This window comes from Frischella sp. Ac48 (genome assembly GCF_019641635.1).
GTDB classification, from domain to species: Bacteria; Pseudomonadota; Gammaproteobacteria; order Enterobacterales; family Orbaceae; genus Frischella; species Frischella japonica.
Window position 1 is genome coordinate 72379 of the sequence record NZ_JAETXP010000003.1, and the last position, 19570, is coordinate 91948.

Annotated in this window: 14 protein-coding genes; 5 read left to right on the forward strand and 9 right to left on the reverse strand. The window is 35.6% G+C overall.

What is annotated here, in order from left to right:
* Positions 1–64 precede the first annotated feature (64 nt).
* From JMI89_RS02775 to syd, 3 genes are all read right to left on the reverse strand, one after another.
* The gene (locus JMI89_RS02775) at positions 65–1417 is read right to left on the reverse strand and encodes an MATE family efflux transporter (RefSeq protein WP_220679277.1); all 1353 of its coding nucleotides are present in this window, start codon (positions 1415–1417) and stop codon (positions 65–67) included.
* 148 nt (positions 1418–1565) lie between these two features.
* Entirely contained in the window at positions 1566–2759 is a 1194-nt protein-coding gene (locus tag JMI89_RS02780) for an amino acid aminotransferase (RefSeq protein ID WP_220679278.1), read from the reverse strand.
* 37 nt (positions 2760–2796) lie between these two features.
* Positions 2797–3366 (reverse strand): SecY-interacting protein, encoded by a 570-nt coding sequence (gene syd, locus JMI89_RS02785; protein ID WP_187756350.1) that lies wholly within the window; start codon positions 3364–3366, stop codon positions 2797–2799.
* A 164-nt stretch (positions 3367–3530) separates the two neighbouring features.
* Here syd and ppnN point away from each other — a divergent pair, with 164 nt between their 5' ends.
* The 4 genes from ppnN (at position 3531) to JMI89_RS02805 (ending at position 10259) form a co-directional block, all read left to right on the forward strand.
* Positions 3531–4907 carry a nucleotide 5'-monophosphate nucleosidase PpnN gene (gene ppnN / locus JMI89_RS02790; RefSeq protein ID WP_220679279.1) on the forward strand — a complete coding sequence of 459 codons (1377 nt, stop codon included), beginning with the start codon at positions 3531–3533 and terminating at the stop codon, positions 4905–4907.
* A gap of 226 nt (positions 4908–5133) precedes the next feature.
* Positions 5134–5757, forward strand: coding sequence for a Fe-Mn family superoxide dismutase (locus JMI89_RS02795; protein ID WP_187756348.1), 624 nt, complete (start codon positions 5134–5136; stop codon positions 5755–5757).
* A gap of 356 nt (positions 5758–6113) precedes the next feature.
* Positions 6114–7574, forward strand: a complete 1461-nt coding sequence (locus JMI89_RS02800) for an OprD family outer membrane porin (RefSeq protein ID WP_187756347.1) — start codon at positions 6114–6116, stop codon at positions 7572–7574.
* Positions 7575–7586: 12 nt separating this feature from the next.
* Complete coding sequence (locus JMI89_RS02805) at positions 7587–10259, forward strand: beta-N-acetylhexosaminidase (protein WP_220679280.1); 2673 nt, start codon at positions 7587–7589, stop codon at positions 10257–10259.
* A 244-nt stretch (positions 10260–10503) separates the two neighbouring features.
* Here JMI89_RS02805 and ybeD read toward each other — a convergent pair whose 3' ends face one another.
* The 6 genes from ybeD to miaB all read right to left on the reverse strand — a co-directional run bounded on the left by ybeD (position 10504) and on the right by miaB (position 17841).
* Entirely contained in the window at positions 10504–10770 is a 267-nt protein-coding gene (ybeD, locus tag JMI89_RS02810) for a DUF493 family protein YbeD (protein WP_220679281.1), read from the reverse strand.
* Positions 10771–10878: 108 nt separating this feature from the next.
* Positions 10879–12093, reverse strand: coding sequence for a serine hydrolase (locus JMI89_RS02815; protein ID WP_370633704.1), 1215 nt, complete (start codon positions 12091–12093; stop codon positions 10879–10881).
* A gap of 35 nt (positions 12094–12128) precedes the next feature.
* On the reverse strand, positions 12129–13238 hold the full coding sequence (mrdB, locus tag JMI89_RS02820; protein ID WP_187756344.1) for a peptidoglycan glycosyltransferase MrdB: 1110 nt from the start codon (positions 13236–13238) through the stop codon (positions 12129–12131).
* Positions 13238–15112 carry a penicillin-binding protein 2 gene (gene mrdA, locus JMI89_RS02825; protein ID WP_220679283.1) on the reverse strand — a complete coding sequence of 625 codons (1875 nt, stop codon included), beginning with the start codon at positions 15110–15112 and terminating at the stop codon, positions 13238–13240. The genes mrdB and mrdA overlap by 1 nt, the downstream gene beginning before the upstream one ends.
* 52 nt (positions 15113–15164) lie before the next feature.
* Positions 15165–16235: a PhoH family protein gene (locus JMI89_RS02830; protein ID WP_220679284.1), complete on the reverse strand. Its 1071-nt coding sequence runs from the start codon at positions 16233–16235 to the stop codon at positions 15165–15167.
* Between the two features lie 178 nt (positions 16236–16413).
* Positions 16414–17841, reverse strand: coding sequence for a tRNA (N6-isopentenyl adenosine(37)-C2)-methylthiotransferase MiaB (miaB, locus tag JMI89_RS02835; protein WP_187756342.1), 1428 nt, complete (start codon positions 17839–17841; stop codon positions 16414–16416).
* A gap of 374 nt (positions 17842–18215) precedes the next feature.
* Here miaB and JMI89_RS02840 point away from each other — a divergent pair, with 374 nt between their 5' ends.
* Positions 18216–19319, forward strand: coding sequence for an SEL1-like repeat protein (locus tag JMI89_RS02840; protein WP_187756341.1), 1104 nt, complete (start codon positions 18216–18218; stop codon positions 19317–19319).
* Positions 19320–19570 lie beyond the last annotated feature (251 nt).

The following is a 19570-nucleotide window of genomic DNA, read 5'->3' on the forward strand; positions in this document are numbered from 1 at the left end:
TTATAAAAGGGTATGAATGTGAGTGAATTAGCGCATCAACATTCATACCTATAAGTGTTAACAATTAATCATGATTAAGATCTAAACTTTTTGATTGCCATTGTTTAGACTTCCAACGCCAAGCATTAGCTAATCCTCGTAACCATTCGTCACAAGCAAAGCCGATCCAGATCCCAAGTAAACCCATTTGTAATGTAATACCTAAATAATAGCCAATTGGAATCGCAACACCCCACATAAAGATTAATGCCATATAAAACGGAAAACGCGCATCTCCCGTTGCTCTTAACGCATTAACCATAATAATATTTTGTGTTCGTCCTGGTTCCAAAAATAGCGATAAAATAAAGATTGGCAATAAAATTGTCATCACATCACTATTATTCGTAAAACCAGCAACAATGGTTTCCCTAAATAAGAAAAAGGGGATTACCACAATCGCCGTAACAATAATACCAAGTTTCAGGCTGCTAAAAGTTTGCTTATACGCTTGCTCAAATTTTCTTGCACCAACCAGATGGCCAACGATAATCTCATTACCCACACCGATTGCAATAGCAAACAGCATCATAAAATAGGCTAGCTGTAAATAAAGTGCTTGAGCAGCTAAAGTGGTTTCGCCCATTAACCCAATGAAAGCTGTCATAACAAGCACTTGTCCGGTCCATGACAAATTTTCACCAGCTGACGGTAAACCAATTTTTAAAATTTGTTTTAATACAGTCTTATTCCAATGAATAAAGAGCCTCAATTCCGCTTTAATCTTTAAATGATATAACATTATAAATGTGAGTAACAACACTCCTATCACTCGTCCCAAGACGGTCGACCAAGCAACCCCGACTAATCCCCATTGAGGAAATCCCCAATAACCATAAAGGACAAGAAAATTACCGGAGACCGTAATAATATTCATAATTAAAGAAACATACATCACGGCTTGAGAATAACCATATACTCGAATACACGAAGCCATAATAATGACAATTGCTTCAAAAAATAAGCAGACCCCTAAAATATGAAAATATTCAAAACTTAAATCTAAAATTGAGTTTGGAGTATTCATGGTTTTTAATACTTGATAACCAAACAGTGAAATAAATAGATAACAAAGTAAACCAATAATTAAATTGAATGCTATTGATAAATGAATAGCATGGCGGGCCTGCTGATAATTTTTAGCCCCTAAATATTGAGCCACAACAACGCTACAACCAATGCCAATAAAGTTGAAGATCGGAATAAAAATATCAAAAAATTGATTAGCGACCGTTGTTGCTGCCAACATCGCTATTGACACACGACTGATCATATAGGTATTAATTAATAACGTCGATAAATGTAAGAAAATATCAATAAATATCGGCCAACTTAATGAAAAAAGAGATTGATCGACAACCGCACGATCTGCTTTCATAAAATCCTGCTATAAAATAAATAAATTATAATTTTATTTTACATTATTTAAACTAAGAGGCGATATATCACTCTAAAAGGTAATGAATAAAATCGGAAGGAAAATGCCACGTTATTTATCATATTAAATAGCGCGACATTATGATTAACTAAGCCAAAACGTTAACAATTGATTCACACAGTAAAGACATATTATCTAGTGTCATACCAGCCACATTGATTCGACCAGAATTAACGATATAAATACCATAATCATTTCTTAACGTTAGAACTTGCTGTTCTGTTAAGCCACTAAATGAAAACATGCCATTTTGTTTAGCAATAAAACTAAAATCTTGCTTGGTCCCTTTTTCTTGTAAAGTTTTAACAAACAATTGTCGCATACGGTGAATACGTTGACGCATAACCGTCAACTCGGTAATCCATTCTTCTTTTAATTCTGGATTGTTGAGTATATAAGCAACAACATTTCCACCATGAGAAGGTGGATTAGAATAATTTGCTCGAATAACCGTTTTAACTTGACTAAATGCTTTATCCGCTACTTCAGCATTTTCAGCAATGAGGGTTAATGCCCCAACCCGTTCATTATACAAACCAAAATTTTTTGAATAAGAACTCGCAATTAATAATTCTGGTAAACTATTGGCAAATAGTCTGACCCCCAAAACATCTTCTTCAATACCTTGTCCAAAACCTTGATAAGCTAAATCAAATAGCGGTAACCAACGTTTTTTTATCGCAATATCTAAAATGATTTGCCATTGTTCAAGTGTTGGATCAATGCCTGTAGGATTATGACAACAACCATGGAAAAGTACAGCATCACCTTGCGGAATACGATTTAAATCTGCAATAAATGCATCAAAATTAATATCGTGATTCTTGGGATCGTAATAACGATATTCTTTAACTTTCAAACCGGCAGTCTGAAAAACATTACGATGATTAGGCCAAGTTGGATTACTTACCCATATGTGTTTAACTTTAATTTTACTGGCTAAGAATTCGGCCATGATTCTTAAAGCGGCTGTTCCTCCTGGTGCTTGTGCCGTTTTGACTCTATTTTCTTGAATTAGTTGGCTATCGTTGCCAAGAATTAGCTGTTGGGTTGCAAGATTAAATGTCGCTAAACCGTCTATAGGTAAATAGGTTTTGCTCTGTTCGTTTTTTAGTAAATAAGTTTCTGCTTTTTTAACGCTATTTAACACTGGTGTTAAGGTATTTTCATCTTTATAAATACCAACACTTAGATTAATTTTATTAATACGCTCATCTGCTCTAAAAATGTCAGCTAATCCCAGTATAGGATCGGCTGGTGCTTTGACTAAACTCTCGAACATGCGAACCTCAATAGTTATTTTTATATTGAGCTAATTATTATACGCTTGAAAAATCCAATTGAGCAATAGGTTTTAGCTGCGCTAAAAATTCAATTAAATTATCTGCTAGCAGCGTATTTTTATTATCAATTAATCTTTCCAATAAAATATTACCCGTTTGATTGTCGATAGATATAATTTCAGTATCATCATTCGTTGAAGCAATAAATACCGATGGTCGACGTTTAAGTTTTTTTTGCATAGTCAGATGAGCAATCAAGTGTTGTTCTAAACGAGCAAAATCCTCATCATTCCATACTTGAATTAAACTCAATGACACATCATTAAACACCGCTTGCATATCACCAGCATATTGCGTTTGATAAAAATAATGTGCGTCAGGATGTAACGTGATATTGATAACCTGCTCAACAATGGTTAATGACTTTCCTTCAGCTGCTACAGGGCGCCAAAATACCACCGAACCTTTTGTTTCAGTGATACAAGGTGATGGCATATCATATAGCGCCTCACTTTTAGGATCGTGTTGATAGGTAGCTTGCCATAGTTCAACGTAACGTTGCGTAAATTGCTCAAGTGCGGTTGATGGTTTTGTTATAATATTCATATTGACTAAATAATACCTTTAGTTTTAATGCTAAATTAGCTATGCTTAGTTAACTATAGATAGTGTAGCGAAAAATTACCAGCTTAAAATCATAATAAACGGTAGTAGCCATTTCAACACCAATTTGAATCAGAAAGAATAATTTTAAAATAAACGAGGTAGTTGTGATTACTCAAATTAGTCCTTTAGGATCCATGGATCTGTTGTCACAAATTGAAGTCAATACATTAAAACGTTCTGCCAGCAGTGAATTATATCAATTGTTTCGCAATTGTTCTTTGGCAACGCTTAATGCTGGAAGCAAAACAGATAATACTAAACAATTATTGGAACAGTTTTTATCATTCGAAATTAATGTCATTACTAATGAACGCGGAGTTAAACTCGAACTGATCGATCCTCCTCAAAGTGCATTTGTTGATAATAAAATTATTCGTTCCATTCAGGCTAATCTTTTTGCTGTATTACGTGATATTTTATTTGTTAACAGTCAAATTGTATCTATCAAAGGTTTATTACCTGACGAAATGAAAAAAGAGCATGATACTTATTACATTACCAACTTAGTTTTTGCTATTTTACGTAATGCCAATGCCCTTCATGTTGGCGAAGATCCTAATATGGTTGTCTGCTGGGGGGGACATTCCATTAACGAAACGGAATACTATTATGCGCGTCAAGTTGGTATGCAACTCGGTTTACGCGAGCTCAATATCTGTACTGGCTGTGGCCCAGGAATCATGGAGGCACCGATGAAAGGTGCCGCGGTGGGTCATGCGCAACAACGTTATAAAGACAGCCGATTTGTGGGTCTAACTGAACCGTCTATTATTGCCGCAGAACCACCAAATGCATTAGTCAATGAATTAATCATTATGCCAGATATTGAAAAACGCTTGGAAGCATTTGTACGTATGGCACATGGCATTGTGATATTTCCTGGTGGTCCAGGAACAGCTGAAGAATTATTATACATTTTGGGAATACTGTTAGATCCGGCTAACCAAACTCAAGCTTTACCGTTAGTTCTAACTGGACCGAAAGAATGCCGTGATTATTTTCAAGCTATTGATAGTTTTATTTATAATACATTAGGTGAACAAGCGACTAAACTTTATCAAATTGTGATTGATGCTCCTGAAGAAGTCGCTCGTATTATGAAAAGTGGTATTAAACAAGTAAAAGCGGCACGATTAGTTAGTGGTGATGCTTATGGTTTTAACTGGACATTAAAAGTAAATCAGGCCCTACAACATCCATTTGAACCAAGTCATCAAAACATGGCTGCACTTAATCTTCATAAAGACCAACCAATAGAACAATTAGCGGCAGATTTACGACGTGCTTTCTCAGGTATTGTTGCCGGTAATGTGAAAGAAGTTGGTATGCAAGAAATTGAAAAATATGGTCCATTTAAACTGCAAGGCGATCCGCAAATCATGCAACAATTGGATCAATTATTACGGCGCTTTGTTGCTCAAGATCGTATGAAATTACCCGGTGGTACTGCTTACAAACCATGTTATGAAATCTGTTTTTAAACTGATAACATCATGATTATTAAGGCAGACATCTCTTGATGTCTGTCAATCGTTTTAAATCAATTAATGATAAAAATCGCTATATTTATTAAGCCTGTATAGATATTGACTATAAAAATGATAGATTGAGGTAACCACGAAAGTCGGTATACTTATCCTTTATAAACCAAAAATAACATAGATTAAATATGCTATTTCCTATAATGATTACAAAGGAGCAATAACTATGGCCTATACTCTTCCTCCCTTACCTTATGCCTACGATGCATTAGAACCTTATATTGATGCCGAAACAATGCATTTGCATCACGATAAACATCACCAAACTTATGTTACCAATGCTAATACGGTATTAGCCACATTATCAGCAGATTTACAAAAATTGGCTCCTGAAGCATTATTAAAAAACTTAGATAATGTTCCCGCTGACAAATTAACTGCCGTGCGTAATAACATTGGAGGACATGTTAATCACACTTTATTTTGGGAACTACTTAAAGTTGGAACTGAATTAAAAGGTGATTTAAAAGTCGCCATTGAAAGAAGTTTCGGTTCGGTTGATGCTTTTAAAGAAAAATTTGCAACTGCTGCCGCAACCCGTTTTGGCTCCGGTTGGGCATGGTTGGTGGTACAAAATGGTGAATTAGCAGTGGTATCTACTGCTAATCAAGATAACCCAATCATGGGTGAAAAATTATCAGGTACCTATGGTACGCCGATTCTAACCTTAGATGTGTGGGAACATGCATATTATTTAAAATATCAAAATCGACGAGTTGATTATATCGGCGCATTTTGGCATGTCGTTAACTGGGATAAAGTTGCAGAATTATACGCAGCAGCGCAATAATTTTCTAATTAATATACCTCATTTTTGGGCACGTTTTAACGTGCCATCTCTTTTTTATTGTTATTAGCTCACACTTTTATCTTATTTCCCATCAAAAAAATTGAATGATTTATTTTCGTCAATAAAATAAGATTGAGATCTTCATCACTATTTTGCTTTTTTATTGCTCGTTTCAGTGACTAAAATCACAAAATCAAATTAATTAATTTGTGACGTGAAATATGTTAGTTCATTATAAAACTATCGAAATATATAAGTTCATATTCCAATAACATTTGAATTTATTATATTTTCATTTATAGCTGATTTTTTAAGACAGCATTTTACTTATCTCTGCCTTTTAGGAAGCAATGAAAATGAATAATGATAACCAATTAGTATCAAAATCACTAAAGAAATACCCTTTTTTAAAACGTTCCACTGCTTTTATAGTAAGTTCGTTGTTACTGTTTGATACTGTGCCTGTGTACGCTAACCATTTCTTAGAAGATGGATCCGTTACCGGAAATATTTTCTTCTGGAATCGAGACCGTGAAAGAAAAGATATCTCACAGGATCTAAATGGCAATAGGCAGTATCACGGTTATAAAAAGAATATTCGCCAATCCACTTTTAACGCTAATCTAGATGTAAAATCTGGTTTTATTGCTGATATACTAGCATTTGAAGTAGGTGGTTACGGCGCCTGGGAGGTGAGTAATGGCGGTAACGGTCATCCAAATGAAATTGGCTTCAGTGGTAAAAGAACTCGCTGGGATGAAAATTGGAAAAAAGATGTCAGTGGCGCCAGTGTTTATAAAGCATTAGTCAATTTAAAACTGGATGATAAATTTTGGCTTAAGGCCGGTTATATTCAACCATCCGGACAAACTTTGCTCGCGCCACATTGGAGTTTATTACCAGGTACTTACCGTGGTTTTGAAGCCGGTACAGTGTTTGATTTTCAAGACAATGGTGTATTATCCATGTCTTATATGTGGGCAGACAAATATAAAGCGCCATGGTATAAACGTGTTTACAATTTTCGCCAATGGGATAATAAAACTGAAATCAGTTATCTGCATTCCGCTGGTTTAAAGTATGATTTTAAAAATAATCTCGTACTTGAAGGGGCTTTTGGTCAGGCTCATAATTACATGAACCAATATTTTGCTAAAGCTTCCTATAAAATGGATGTATTAGATAACCCATTATCCATGAGCTATCAATTTTATGGCGCTAAAGATCAACATCACCGTGGCTTAGATGTATATGATGGATTAGCTTGGCTACAATCAGCAAGTTTACAATATCAAATAGGGCCAGTAGGTTTACGAGCTGAAGGGGTTATTGTTAAAGCCGAAGGTAATCAAGGCTTCTTTTTACAACGTATGACACCAAGTTATGCATCATCTAACGGTCGTCTTGACGTATGGTGGAATTCACGTTCAGACTTCAATGCCGATGGCGAAAAAGCATTGTTTGCTGAAATCAGTTATGATTTAGGTCATTTATCTAATTACTTGGCTGGTTGGCGTACCGCGACTTCCTATGCCTATGGTTGGGACGCAAAACCTAATTCTTCAAAAAACCAAAGTGGTCAGCGTAATTTCAAATCGCAAAGATTGATCGAATCAGCTTGGAACATTGATTTATCTTACACTGTACAAGAAAGTTGGGCGAAAGATAGTTCCTTCCAACTCCATTATACTCGCTATAATAACCACTCAAATAACCCAAGCTGGAGTAATGGTTACGACAATATTTTTCAAGATGAACATGATATAAAATTTATTGTGACTTTACCTTTCACCATTTTTAGCCCGAATCAAAAATAGGAAAACCGTATTATGAAAAGCTTTAAAACGACCTTATTAAATGCATCTATTACCGCATTATTAACGACTTTGGGATCATCAGCATTTGCGTCGCAAACCATTGTTGATACCCTTAGTCAACAATTAAAGGTAAATTATAAAGTGGTGGATAATCATGCAGCTAACCATGGCGTTGATTGTTCAAACTTAGGTGGTGATTGGGGAGCATGTAACAAAGCAACGATTTCTTTAACTAATAAAGGACCAGCAATTCAGGATAAAGATTGGGCGATCTATTTCAGTAGTATTCGTATGATTTTAGCCGTCGAGAATGAACAATTTAAAATAACCCATCTTACAGGTGATTTGCATAAAATCGAACCTACTGATAAATTCAGAGCTTTTCCAGCAAATGGCACGATCACAATTCCAATCATTGGTGAATATTGGCAATTAAGTGAAACAGATGTGCTACCACGTTGGTATGTTACATCAACGAATGCTAAACCAAAGATTATAAAGAATACTGACACCGAAACATTAGCCAATATTGTTTCGCCAATTGGTGAGCAATGGCGACGAACACCTGATGATCATAATATTTTGATGACACCACAGAGCCGTTTTGAACGGAATGCTGATGTTAAAAAATTGGATGCTAGCGCATTACGAGGTCAGATTATACCTACTCCAACTAAATTTACGTTGGCAAATGCGAATATTACATTGGATAACAACGGTGTTGACTTACAATTAAACAATCTTAACACCGCAAGTCAATCAGTGTTAAAAGAACAATTTAAAAAATTAGGTATTCCTTTAACAAATAAAGGTTATAAGATTGAAGCTAACATTAATACCAATAAAGCCAATAACACTGTACCCGGTGCCTATCAACTCAATATCACACCTAAAAAGGCTACTATTATCGCTTATGATGAAAGTGGGATTTTTTATGGTGTTGAATCAGTCTTATCATTAATACCAGCCAAACAAAAACCCGTTATACCTGAAGTTAGCGTCGAAGATGCACCGCGTTTTCAATATCGAGGTATTATGCTTGATACTGGACGAAACTTTAAAAGTAAACAGGCTGTCTTACGGCTTTTAGATCAAATGGCGGCTTATAAACTTAATAAATTCCATTTCCATTTAAGCGATGATGAAGGTTGGCGAATTGAAATACCTGGTTTACCAGAATTAACAGAAGTAGGTAGTCAACGATGCCATGATCTCACCGAACAAAGCTGTTTATTACCACAACTTGGTTCAGGACCGAACAATGATAATTTGGGAAGTGGCTATTTTAGTCGTGATGATTATATCGAGATAGTCAAATATGCAAAAGCACGATTCATTGAAGTTATCCCTGAAATTGATATGCCAGCACATGCCAGAGCGGCGATCGTTGCGATGGAAGCTCGTTATAACCGTTTAATGGCAGAAGGTAAGGAACAACAAGCGAATGAATTCCGCTTAGTTGATCCAACCGATACTTCAAATACTACAACGGTGCAATTTTATGATCGTAAAAGTTATCTTAACCCATGTTTAGACTCTTCAAAACGCTTTGTCGATAAGATTATTACCGAAATAGCGCAAATGCATCAAGAAGCAGGACAACCGATTTCTGTTTGGCATTTTGGTGGTGATGAAGCTAAAAATATTCATTTAGGTAATGGTTACCAAGATATTAATGCCGCCGATAAAGTCACTTGGAAGGGAACCATTGATCAAAGTAAAGAAGATCATCCATGGGCAAAATCACAAGCTTGTCAAACCTTAGTTAAGCAAGGTACGGTGAAAGATATTGAATATTTACCAAGTTATTTTGCAATAGAAGTAAGTAAAATCATTAAAAATCATGGCATTAATCACATGCAAGCATGGCAAGATGGTGTAAAACATGCCGAAAATGCTAAATCCTTCGCTGTCGATAAAGTGACGGTTAACTTCTGGGATGCACTATATTGGGGTGGATATGATTCGGCAAGTGAATGGACAAATAAAGGTTATCAAATGGTGATTTCAAACCCTGATTACGTTTACTTTGATTTTCCTTACGAAGTCAATCCAAAAGAAAGTGGTTACTATTGGGGAACGCGTTTTAATGATGAACGGAAAATTTTTAGCTTTGCCCCAAATAACTTACCACAAAATGCTGAAACGTCAACCGATCGAGATGGCAATGTCTTTAGTGCCAAAGGAACAATGAATTGGTCAGGTAGTTATGGTTTATCCGCTCAATTATGGAATGAAATTGTCCGTACTGATAATCAAATGGAATACATGATGTATCCTAGATTGTTGGCTGTTGCAGAACGGGCATGGCATCAATCAGAGTGGGAAATACCTTATGTTAAAAACCGTGAATTTAAACAAGGTGAAACACATTATGTTGATCAAACAAAGCTATTAAGCGATTGGACGCGTTTTGCCAATATTGTTGGTCAACGTGAATTAGCGAAACTTGATTTAGCGGGCATTGATTACCGTTTACCACTACCTGGTGCTAAAATTGTCGCCGGAAAATTAATGGCTAATATCGCGCTTCCTGGATTAACCATAGAATATTCATTAAATAATGGTAAAACTTGGTTAACCTATAAAGAAGAAACTGCAATTACCAAAAAACAGACAAATATACTAGTACGTAGCCGTTCTCTAGATGGTAAACGAACTAGCCGTAGTGAAATTGTTCAGTAGTTAGTTTATAAACGCTCCATCGCTTAGTCGGTGGAGCGTTTTTTAACTTCAATCCGATTTGTTTAGCAAAGTTTATTCTCATATTTTCGATATGATAGTGAGTAATACCATTATCAGCATCACTAATAAGTGGAAAACTAAAAAATTACTGGATTATCGCTGGTAAATATAAGAAAAAGCCACTAGCTTGATGAGCAAGTGGCTTTTAATTGAGTTAACTTAAGCGTATATCAAAACAAAATTGTTATAACACCATTCTGACAATATCAATCTCACCAAGTTCTTTATAGAGACTTTCGATCTGCTGAATATGTGTTGCATTAATCGTAATAGACACCGAATGATAATTGCCTTTACTACTTGGTTTTATCGATGGTGTATAATCGCCTGGCGCATGGCGTTGAATGACTGAAATCACCTTATCAACCAGCTCTGGTTTAGCTTCCCCCATCACTTTATAAGTAAAAGAACAAGGAAATTCAAGTAATTCATTGAGTTTGGTTGGTTGCATAATAATCTCTTTCGTTGTAATTAAGCTTATGATAAATATGGTGCTATATTTTTATTTATCAACTGTTTTTAACCCATTATAGTTAACTTTCACCTTTAGGATGTAAAATTAATCAAAAAAATAGCTAAACCACTGTCTAAATTTAAGTGCCACATAATCAACAGCCATACCAAAGAGTCCTGTTTCTTCGACCTTTTCTAATGTGACTAATGGTTTTTCTGCCACAACTTGATCATTAAGTAAAAATTGCATGGTACCTACTTTTGCACCTTGCTCAATCGGTGCGGAAATGTAGTCAGAATCCATTTTATATTTAATCTGTAAATTAACAGCTTGACCTTTAGGTACAGTAACATAGATATCGTCCATTGAACCTAACTCAACCTTATCTTCTTTGCCATACCAGATAGTTTTGGTAACTTTAGATTCATTGGCTTTCACTGGTGTTGTCGTTTCAAAAGAACGGAATCCCCAAATCAATAACTGCTTACTTTTTGATTCACGCTCTTTATCAGATTTGGCTCCCATAACAACTGAAATCAAACGTGTATTACCATCAACAGCTGACGCTACCAGATTAAAACCGGCATTATTGGTATGCCCAGTTTTAATGCCATCAACATTCAAGGTTGTATCCCATAATAATCCATTACGATTTAACTGTGGTTTATTCAGATTATATTTAAACTCTTTTTGTTTATAAATCGCATATTCATTAGGTAAATTATTAATTAATGCCTGTCCTAAAAACGCCATATCATGAGCGGTTGTATACTGATCTGGAGCATCTAAACCATGGACAGTTTGGAAATGAGTATTTTCTAAACCCAATTGTTTGACGTAATTATTCATTAATCCAACAAATGAATCCTGACTACCTGCGACATGTTCTGCCATAGCGATACAAGCATCATTACCAGATTGAATAATAATACCTTTGTTAAGGTCCTCAACCGAAACTTGTTTACCCACTTCAAGGAACATTAACGACGAGCCTTTTAAGACGGGATTACCTGTAGCCCAAGCATCTTTACTAATTAAGACCATATCCGAATTACTGATTCGGCCTGATTTAATTGCTTCACCAATGACATAACTGGTCATCATTTTAGTTAAACTTGCTGGATCACGACGTTGATCAGCATTGTGTTGCGTTAAAATTTCACCTGACTTAGCATCAATTAGAATATAAGCACCAACATTTTGCAATTGTGGTGCATCTGGAATAGGAAAATTAATATCCGCCTGTACGCTGCTATAAGCCGATAATGCTAAAAGTGCCAAGGTACATTTAAAATGTGTAAAAAATTGTTGTTTTCTCATCATACAAATCCAACGATAATTGAAATTTCAATAAATTATATGTTCTTTGATAACATATATCGGTGAGTGTGGATTGACATAATAATGCCAAAACTAGCCATTAAGACGATCAGAGATGAACCACCATAACTAATTAAAGGTAATGGTACACCAACTACCGGTAAGATACCACTAACCATCCCAATATTAATAAAAACATAGATAAAAAAGACCAATACAAATCCACCTGCTAAAATACGCCCAAAGGTATTTTGTGCTTGGGTTGCAATTATTAATCCACGAATGATTAAGCATAAAAATAGTGATAATAGGATTACTGCACCAATATAACCAAGTTCTTCGGCAATCACTGAAAAAATAAAATCGGTATGTCGCTCCGGAATAAACTCGAGCTGTGATTGCGTACCTTGTAGCCAACCTTTACCCCATATTCCACCTGAACCAATCGCTGTTTTCGATTGTAAAATATGGTACCCTTTTCCAAGTGGATCACGTTCAGGATAAATTAACGTTAAAACTCGCTCTCTTTGATAATCATGCATTAAATATAACCACATGATTGGAATAAAAGCAGCAACCGCCGAAAAAGCACAGAATATAAATTTCCAACTGATTCCAGCAAGAAAAATGATAAACAGACCTGACATCGCAATTAAAATAGCTGTTCCTAAATCAGGTTGCATCGCAACTAATAATGTTGGTACAGCAATAATTAACAGTGTTTGGATAATTGTTAATAATGGCGGTGGACAGTCACTGCGTTTAATAAACTTTGCCACCATTAAAGGGACAGCAATTTTAGCAATTTCTGATGGTTGAAAACGAATGAACCCTAAATTCAGCCACCGTTGTGCACCTTTACTGGTATGACCAAATATATCGACTAAAAGTAAAACGATAATGCAACCAACATAAAGATAAGGGGCAATTTTTTCATAAAAACGTGGGGGGAATTGCGCTAAGGTAATCATAACCATCAACCCTAAGATAATTTGTATTATCTTGCGTTGAGTCATAGCGACATCTTGACCACTAGCACTCCATATAACGTATACACTATATCCGAGTAATAAAACAATAAATAATAAAAATAATGGGTCAAGATGTAATTTTGACCAAATCGACTTTTTTCTATGGTTTATCATTAATCATCTCGTCTTCTTAAAGAATCTGATTCGTTCAAATCAGTTGATTCATCACCCAATAAATAATAATTCAAAATGCGTTTAGCCACTGCACCACCATTGGAGCTACCACCACCACCATTTTCTAACACTATCGCTAACACAATCTTTGGTTTATCAAAGGGAGCATAAGCAATAAATAACGCATGATCACGTAGGTGTTCTGGAATTCGGTCGGCATTATAAATTTCATCATTTCTTAAGCCATACACTTGTGCCGTACCGGATTTACCCGCTGCTTTAAATTGTGCATCGGCATAAACTTTACGTGCAGTACCTTTTGAGCCAAACATTACTTTATACATTCCTTCCTTAGCAATTTTCCAACTATTTTTATTGACTAAATTTGCTAGCGAAGCATCCTCAATAGGTAAGGTTTTATCCGGTTTTGATAGTGTATCATCCAGCAAATCTGATTTTTTTTGCAGTAGCAGGTGTGGTGTGTAAACAATACCTTCATTCACTAAAATAGTTAATGCTTTGGCCATTTGTAATGGCGTTGCCGTCCAATAGCCTTGGCCAATACCAACCGGAATGGTATCGCCTTGTAACCAATTTTGCTTATAACGGTTCTTTTTCCATTCTCGATTAGGTAGAACCGCTTTACTTTCTTCATTCTGTGAAATATCAATGCCACTACGTGAACCGTAACCAAATTTTTTCATCCAATCATTAATGCGGTCAATACCCATATCATAGGCTACTTGATAGTAAAAAGTATCCACCGATTCTTCAATGGATTTAACGGCATCAACTTTACCATGTCCCCAACGTAACCAGTCTCGATATCGTTTAGTTGTTCCAGGAAGCTGCCAGTAACCTGGATCATGTATTACGGTTTTTGGTGTGATGACTCCTTCACTCAAAGCGGAAACGGTTAAAAAAGGTTTAACGGTTGATGCTGGTGGATAGGAACCTAACATTGCCCGATTAAATAACGGTTTTTTCGGATCATTAAGTAATGATTTATATTTGTCAGAGGTAATACCATCTACAAATAAATTTGGATCATAGCTTGGACTCGAAACCAATGCTAACACTTCACCATTATTTGGATCTAAGGCCACGACGGCCGCACGTTTATCGGCTAATAATTGTTGAATATAAAGTTGTAAATTAAGATCAATGGTTAGATAAATATCATCACCGGCTTTAGGATCATGATGATTAAGCAACCGAACAATTCTTCCCCGATTATTAACCTCCACCTCTTCATAGCCGGGCTGACCATGTAATACGTCTTCATAGAAACGTTCTATCCCGATCTTACCGATATTATTAGTCCCCACATAATCAGTAAGTTTATTTTGTTCTTCTAAACGCGCTTTATCGACACTATTTATTTTCGATACATAGCCTAAAACATGGGTCAATGTTTGACCATAAGGATAATAACGATGTTGAGTCCCGGTAATGGTTATATAGGGATAAAGATGTTGATTGACGACAAATTGATTGATTTCTTTTGACGTTAAATTATATTTTAAGGGAACGGCACGATGTGATTTATAATTCAAACGCTCTTTTTGAAAATTCTCAATATCTTCATCGGTCAGATTCACCATAGGTTTAAGCTGTTCAAGTTGCTCATTTAAATTACTGATTTTATCCGGAATGATATTCAATTGATAGATAGTATTGTTTGTCGCTAACGCAATACCATTACGATCATAAATCATTCCGCGATTAGGCGGAATGGGGATGATTTCAATTCGGTTATTATTCGATTTGGTATTGTAATAGCCATAACTAAAGATTTGCAAATGCGCTAACATTACTAACAAAATAATCACCAAAATGATGATTACAGAAAAAGCAATTATCGCTCGACGCAAAAATAAATTGGCTTCGGCACTATGGTCACGGAATTTAGTGCGTTGATACCTTTTATACTGTTGTATAAGACGACTCCTTAGTATTAAGTTTATCTAGTTCACGCTGACGACGTTTTTCCGCTTGCCTAACTTGCTCCTCGGCATCCCATCTATCGTAAGCGTTTACAATTTTCGCTACAACAGGATGACGAACCACATCATCACTATGAAAATAGTTCAAACTAATATCATCGACTTCAGCTAAAACTTCAATGGCATGCTTCAGGCCTGATTTCTGATTACGGGGTAAATCTATTTGCGTAACATCGCCGGTAATAACCGCTTTTGAGTTAAAACCAATACGAGTTAAAAACATTTTCATCTGCTCAATGGTCGTATTTTGACCTTCATCCAGGATGATAAAGGCATCATTTAATGTCCGACCTCGCATATAAGCAAGTGGAGCAATTTCAATGACACTTTTTTCGATTAATTTTTCCACTTTTTCAAAACCTAGCATTTCGAATAAAGCATCATAAAGGGGACGTAAATAAGGATCCACTTTTTTACTTAAATCACCTGGCAAAAAACCCAGTTTTTCTCCTGCTTCAACCGCTGGTCTGGTTAATAAAACGCGACGAACTTCCTGCTTTTCTAAGGCATCGACCGCCATAGCAACCGCCAGATAAGTTTTACCAGTCCCAGCTGGACCAATACCAAAACTAATATCATGATTGAGAATATTGGACAGATAATGAGCTTGATTTGGGGTTCGTGGCTTTATCACTCCCGCTTTCGTTTTAATGGTAAATTTACTATTTTTGTAAAAATCATCAACCATTGAATCTGGATCAACTTTGATTAAAGCTCCACTTTCTATGATGGCTAAATGTACATCTTCGGGCTTTATATCGATAACATAATTAAAAAAAAGCGTTTGTTGATATAATGATTGTAAGATTGAACATGTTGCGTTTACACAAATCTCATTTCCCGTGACAGTAAATTGATTATTTTGTTGATTGATTTCTACATTTAAACGACGTTCAATTTGTTTGATATTGTCATTATGCGGCCCACATAGACTGTTTAATCTTTGATTATTGGCAGGTTCTATAGCTATTTCACGTTGAATGTTATTCAAAAGATCACCTTTGTTAAGTAGAATGAAATTTAATCCGATCAAATTTTATGATTGTTATAATATATCTTTTTACTGCATTACTTATCCCAACGACTTGGGAAGATAACAGAACGATTTAATATCCACATTTAACAACTTCATCTGTGGATATTAATGCTAACTCAACAATATATATTTTTTAAGGATAATACATACCAACACCTAATGAATTCTCTTTTTGCGTTCGAGCAATAATATCACTCGGTGATTCATTAGTGCGTAATGTCATTTCATCTTCAGTACGAATAACTTTACCGCGTAACGAATTTGGGTAGACATCAGTAATCTCTACATCGACAAATTTACCTATCATATCGGCACAACCTTCAAAATTAACAATCCGATTATTTTCAGTACGCCCAGTAAACTCTAGCGTATCTTTTTTCGATGTACCTTCAACTAATACACGTTGTACCGTACCTAACATTTGTCGACTAAATTGCATAGCTTGTTGATTAATTCTTTCTTGTAGAATATATAAGCGTTGTTTTTTCTCTTCTTCGCTTACGGTGTCTTCCATATCAGCAGCAGGCGTACCAGGACGAGCTGAATAGATAAAACTATAACTCAAATCAAAATTGACATCAGCAATCAGTTTCATAGTCTGCTGAAAATCTTCTTGTGTTTCACCAGGAAAACCAACGATAAAATCGGAACTAATTTGAATATCTGGACGAATTTTTCGCAGTTTACGAATAATCGATTTATATTCTAAAGCGGTATGGGTTCGCCTCATAAGATTCAATATCCGATCGGAACCACTTTGCACAGGTAAATGTAAGAAACTGACTAATTCAGGAGTATCACGGTAAACATCTATAATATCATCAGTAAATTCGATAGGGTGACTCGTTGTGAAACGAATTCGATCAATACCATCTATTGAAGCAACTAAACGTAATAATTCAGCGAAGGTACAAATTCCGCCATCAAAGGTTGCTCCTCGATAAGCATTGACGTTTTGTCCTAATAAATTGACTTCCCTGACGCCTTGAGCAGCTAATTGTGCAATTTCATAAATTACATCGTCGCAAGGGCGACTCACTTCTTCACCACGAGTATATGGAACCACACAATAAGTACAATACTTATTACATCCTTCCATAATGGAGACAAATGCAGTAGGACCTTCGCTACGAGGTTCAGGCAAACGGTCAAACTTTTCAATTTCTGGAAAACTCACATCAACCACATGGGCATTTTCCTGACTACTAACTTGATTAATCATCTCGGGTAGCCGATGAAATGTTTGTGGTCCAAAAATAATATCAACAAATGGCGCTCGTTTGCGAATATGTTCACCTTCTTGCGAAGCAACACATCCCCCAACACCAATGATCAAATTTGGATTATGTTTTTTTAAATTCTTCCAGCGCCCTAACTGATGGAAAACTTTTTCCTGCGCTTTTTCACGAATAGAACAGGTATTTAGTAATAATATATCTGCTTCTTCGGCATTTTCAGTTAGGACTAACCCATGGGTAGATTCAAGGAGATCTGCCATTTTTGATGAATCATATTCATTCATCTGGCAACCCCAAGTTTTGATATGTAATTTTTTGCTCATCAATTACTCAGCTAATTTAATTGTTGTTAAAATGAAAACGGTTTTAAATCCGCGATTTTAGCGTGTCATATTGTAATGCTTTGTTGTTGTTGAATCCAGTTAAAAAAACTATATTGTTCTGCTAAAAAAGAGTTAATAAGTCATAATGACTCATCATTTTTTATTTTTTGATTTAAGTTTATAGCGATTTGTATAAATTTTATAAATAAGCAATTTTAAATCTCAAATAAGAGTGACGTTGATCACACATCATACATTTTTATTTTTATAAATGAACGCTATTATTGAATATAACATTTGGGTATAATTGTCTCGCTTGATTATTATTTTTAGTAAAAATTATTATATTTAGCTTAATAAATTAGGAACTTTTAATGAATCAGTTGCGCTGCTTATTCGTAACCTTATTGTCTATTCTAGTATTTATGCATATCGCGTCTGCGCAAGAGCTTAACGTTACTGAAAATAATCCTACTAAAACAGAGGTGATAATCTCTGACCCTGCCATTTTAATCCCCGCATTACGTACCGCGGCCGAAAACGGTGAAATTGATGCACAATATTCACTGGGGAATATTTATCAACAAGGTTTAGGTGTTGATGTTAGTTATATAAAAGCGGCCTTTTGGTACAAAAAAGCAGCCGATCAAGGATCCGCCAAAGCACAAAACAACTTAGCTAATCTCTATTTAGATGGTTTAGGATTTAAACGTGATCCAGTAAAAGCGGTTGAATATTATAAAAAATCCGCAGCTCAAGGATTTGCCTTGGCACGTTTTAATCTAGGTTTAGCTTATAAAAATGGTAATGGCGTTAAAAAAGATATCACTCAAGCGATAGCTTATTTTACTCAAGCGGGTGATCAAGGGATATCCGATGCTTATCTCAATCTTGGCTTAATGTATTTTTTTGGCGATGAGGTAAAACAGAACAAAGCGACAGCAGCTGATTGGTTTAGTAAAGCTGCGAAAGATAAAAATAGTGAAGCTGAATATTATTTAGCCGTTATGTCAGAAAAAGGGGATGGTATTACGCAAGACTATATAGCGGCTATTTTCTTCTATACAGCAGCGGCTGAACATGGTCATGTTAATGCTATGTATAACTTAGGAATAATGTACGCAATGGGAATAGGTACTAAATCCGATAACCAAAAAGCTGCGCATTGGTTCACTGCAGCTGCGGAAGCAGGTAATGCTGAAGCCCAATATAATATAGGGGTTATGTACGATGTTGGTGGCGGTGTAGAACGTAACGCCGAAACAGCTGTGAAGTGGTATATTAAAGCAGCAGAACAAGGAAGTGTCGATGCTCAGTACAATTTAGCTGTTAAATATCTAGAGGGTGATGGTATTATGCAAAACAAAGGTCGTGCGATTTATTGGTTTACAAAAGCAGCCGTACAAGGCGATGAAGATGCTAAAGCAAGTTTAGCGCAACTATTAAAAGATGATAACTACACAGAAACCGTTAATTAACAGTGTTTGCAAACCATTTTAATGAACTTGATACTTATAAGTTGAAGTTTTTACAGTATGCGACAGTCCATCAGTCCTCAATTTAGACATTATTATGATGTTAAATATTGCATTTTGCCAATGAATACCGAAACAATCACTATTATTTAAGTAACAAATTTCTTATATTTCTTAATAACTAGCACGTTGATTTTAGCTAGCCTGCATTGGGGGATTAAATCGCCAAAATCTCATTTTTTAACTCGTCACCA

Coding starts and splice junctions, on each gene's coding strand:
- JMI89_RS02775 (WP_220679277.1), bottom strand. CDS start 1,417: ATGAAAGCAGATCGTGCGGTTGTCGATCAATCTCTTTTTTCATTAAGT.
- JMI89_RS02780 (WP_220679278.1), bottom strand. CDS start 2,759: ATGTTCGAGAGTTTAGTCAAAGCACCAGCCGATCCTATACTGGGATTA.
- syd (WP_187756350.1), bottom strand. CDS start 3,366: ATGAATATTATAACAAAACCATCAACCGCACTTGAGCAATTTACGCAA.
- JMI89_RS02795 (WP_187756348.1), top strand. CDS start 5,134: ATGGCCTATACTCTTCCTCCCTTACCTTATGCCTACGATGCATTAGAA.
- JMI89_RS02800 (WP_187756347.1), top strand. CDS start 6,114: ATGAATAATGATAACCAATTAGTATCAAAATCACTAAAGAAATACCCT.
- JMI89_RS02805 (WP_220679280.1), top strand. CDS start 7,587: ATGAAAAGCTTTAAAACGACCTTATTAAATGCATCTATTACCGCATTA.
- ybeD (WP_220679281.1), bottom strand. CDS start 10,770: ATGCAACCAACCAAACTCAATGAATTACTTGAATTTCCTTGTTCTTTT.
- JMI89_RS02815 (WP_370633704.1), bottom strand. CDS start 12,093: ATGAGAAAACAACAATTTTTTACACATTTTAAATGTACCTTGGCACTT.
- mrdB (WP_187756344.1), bottom strand. CDS start 13,238: ATGATAAACCATAGAAAAAAGTCGATTTGGTCAAAATTACATCTTGAC.
- miaB (WP_187756342.1), bottom strand. CDS start 17,841: ATGAGCAAAAAATTACATATCAAAACTTGGGGTTGCCAGATGAATGAA.
- JMI89_RS02840 (WP_187756341.1), top strand. CDS start 18,216: ATGAATCAGTTGCGCTGCTTATTCGTAACCTTATTGTCTATTCTAGTA.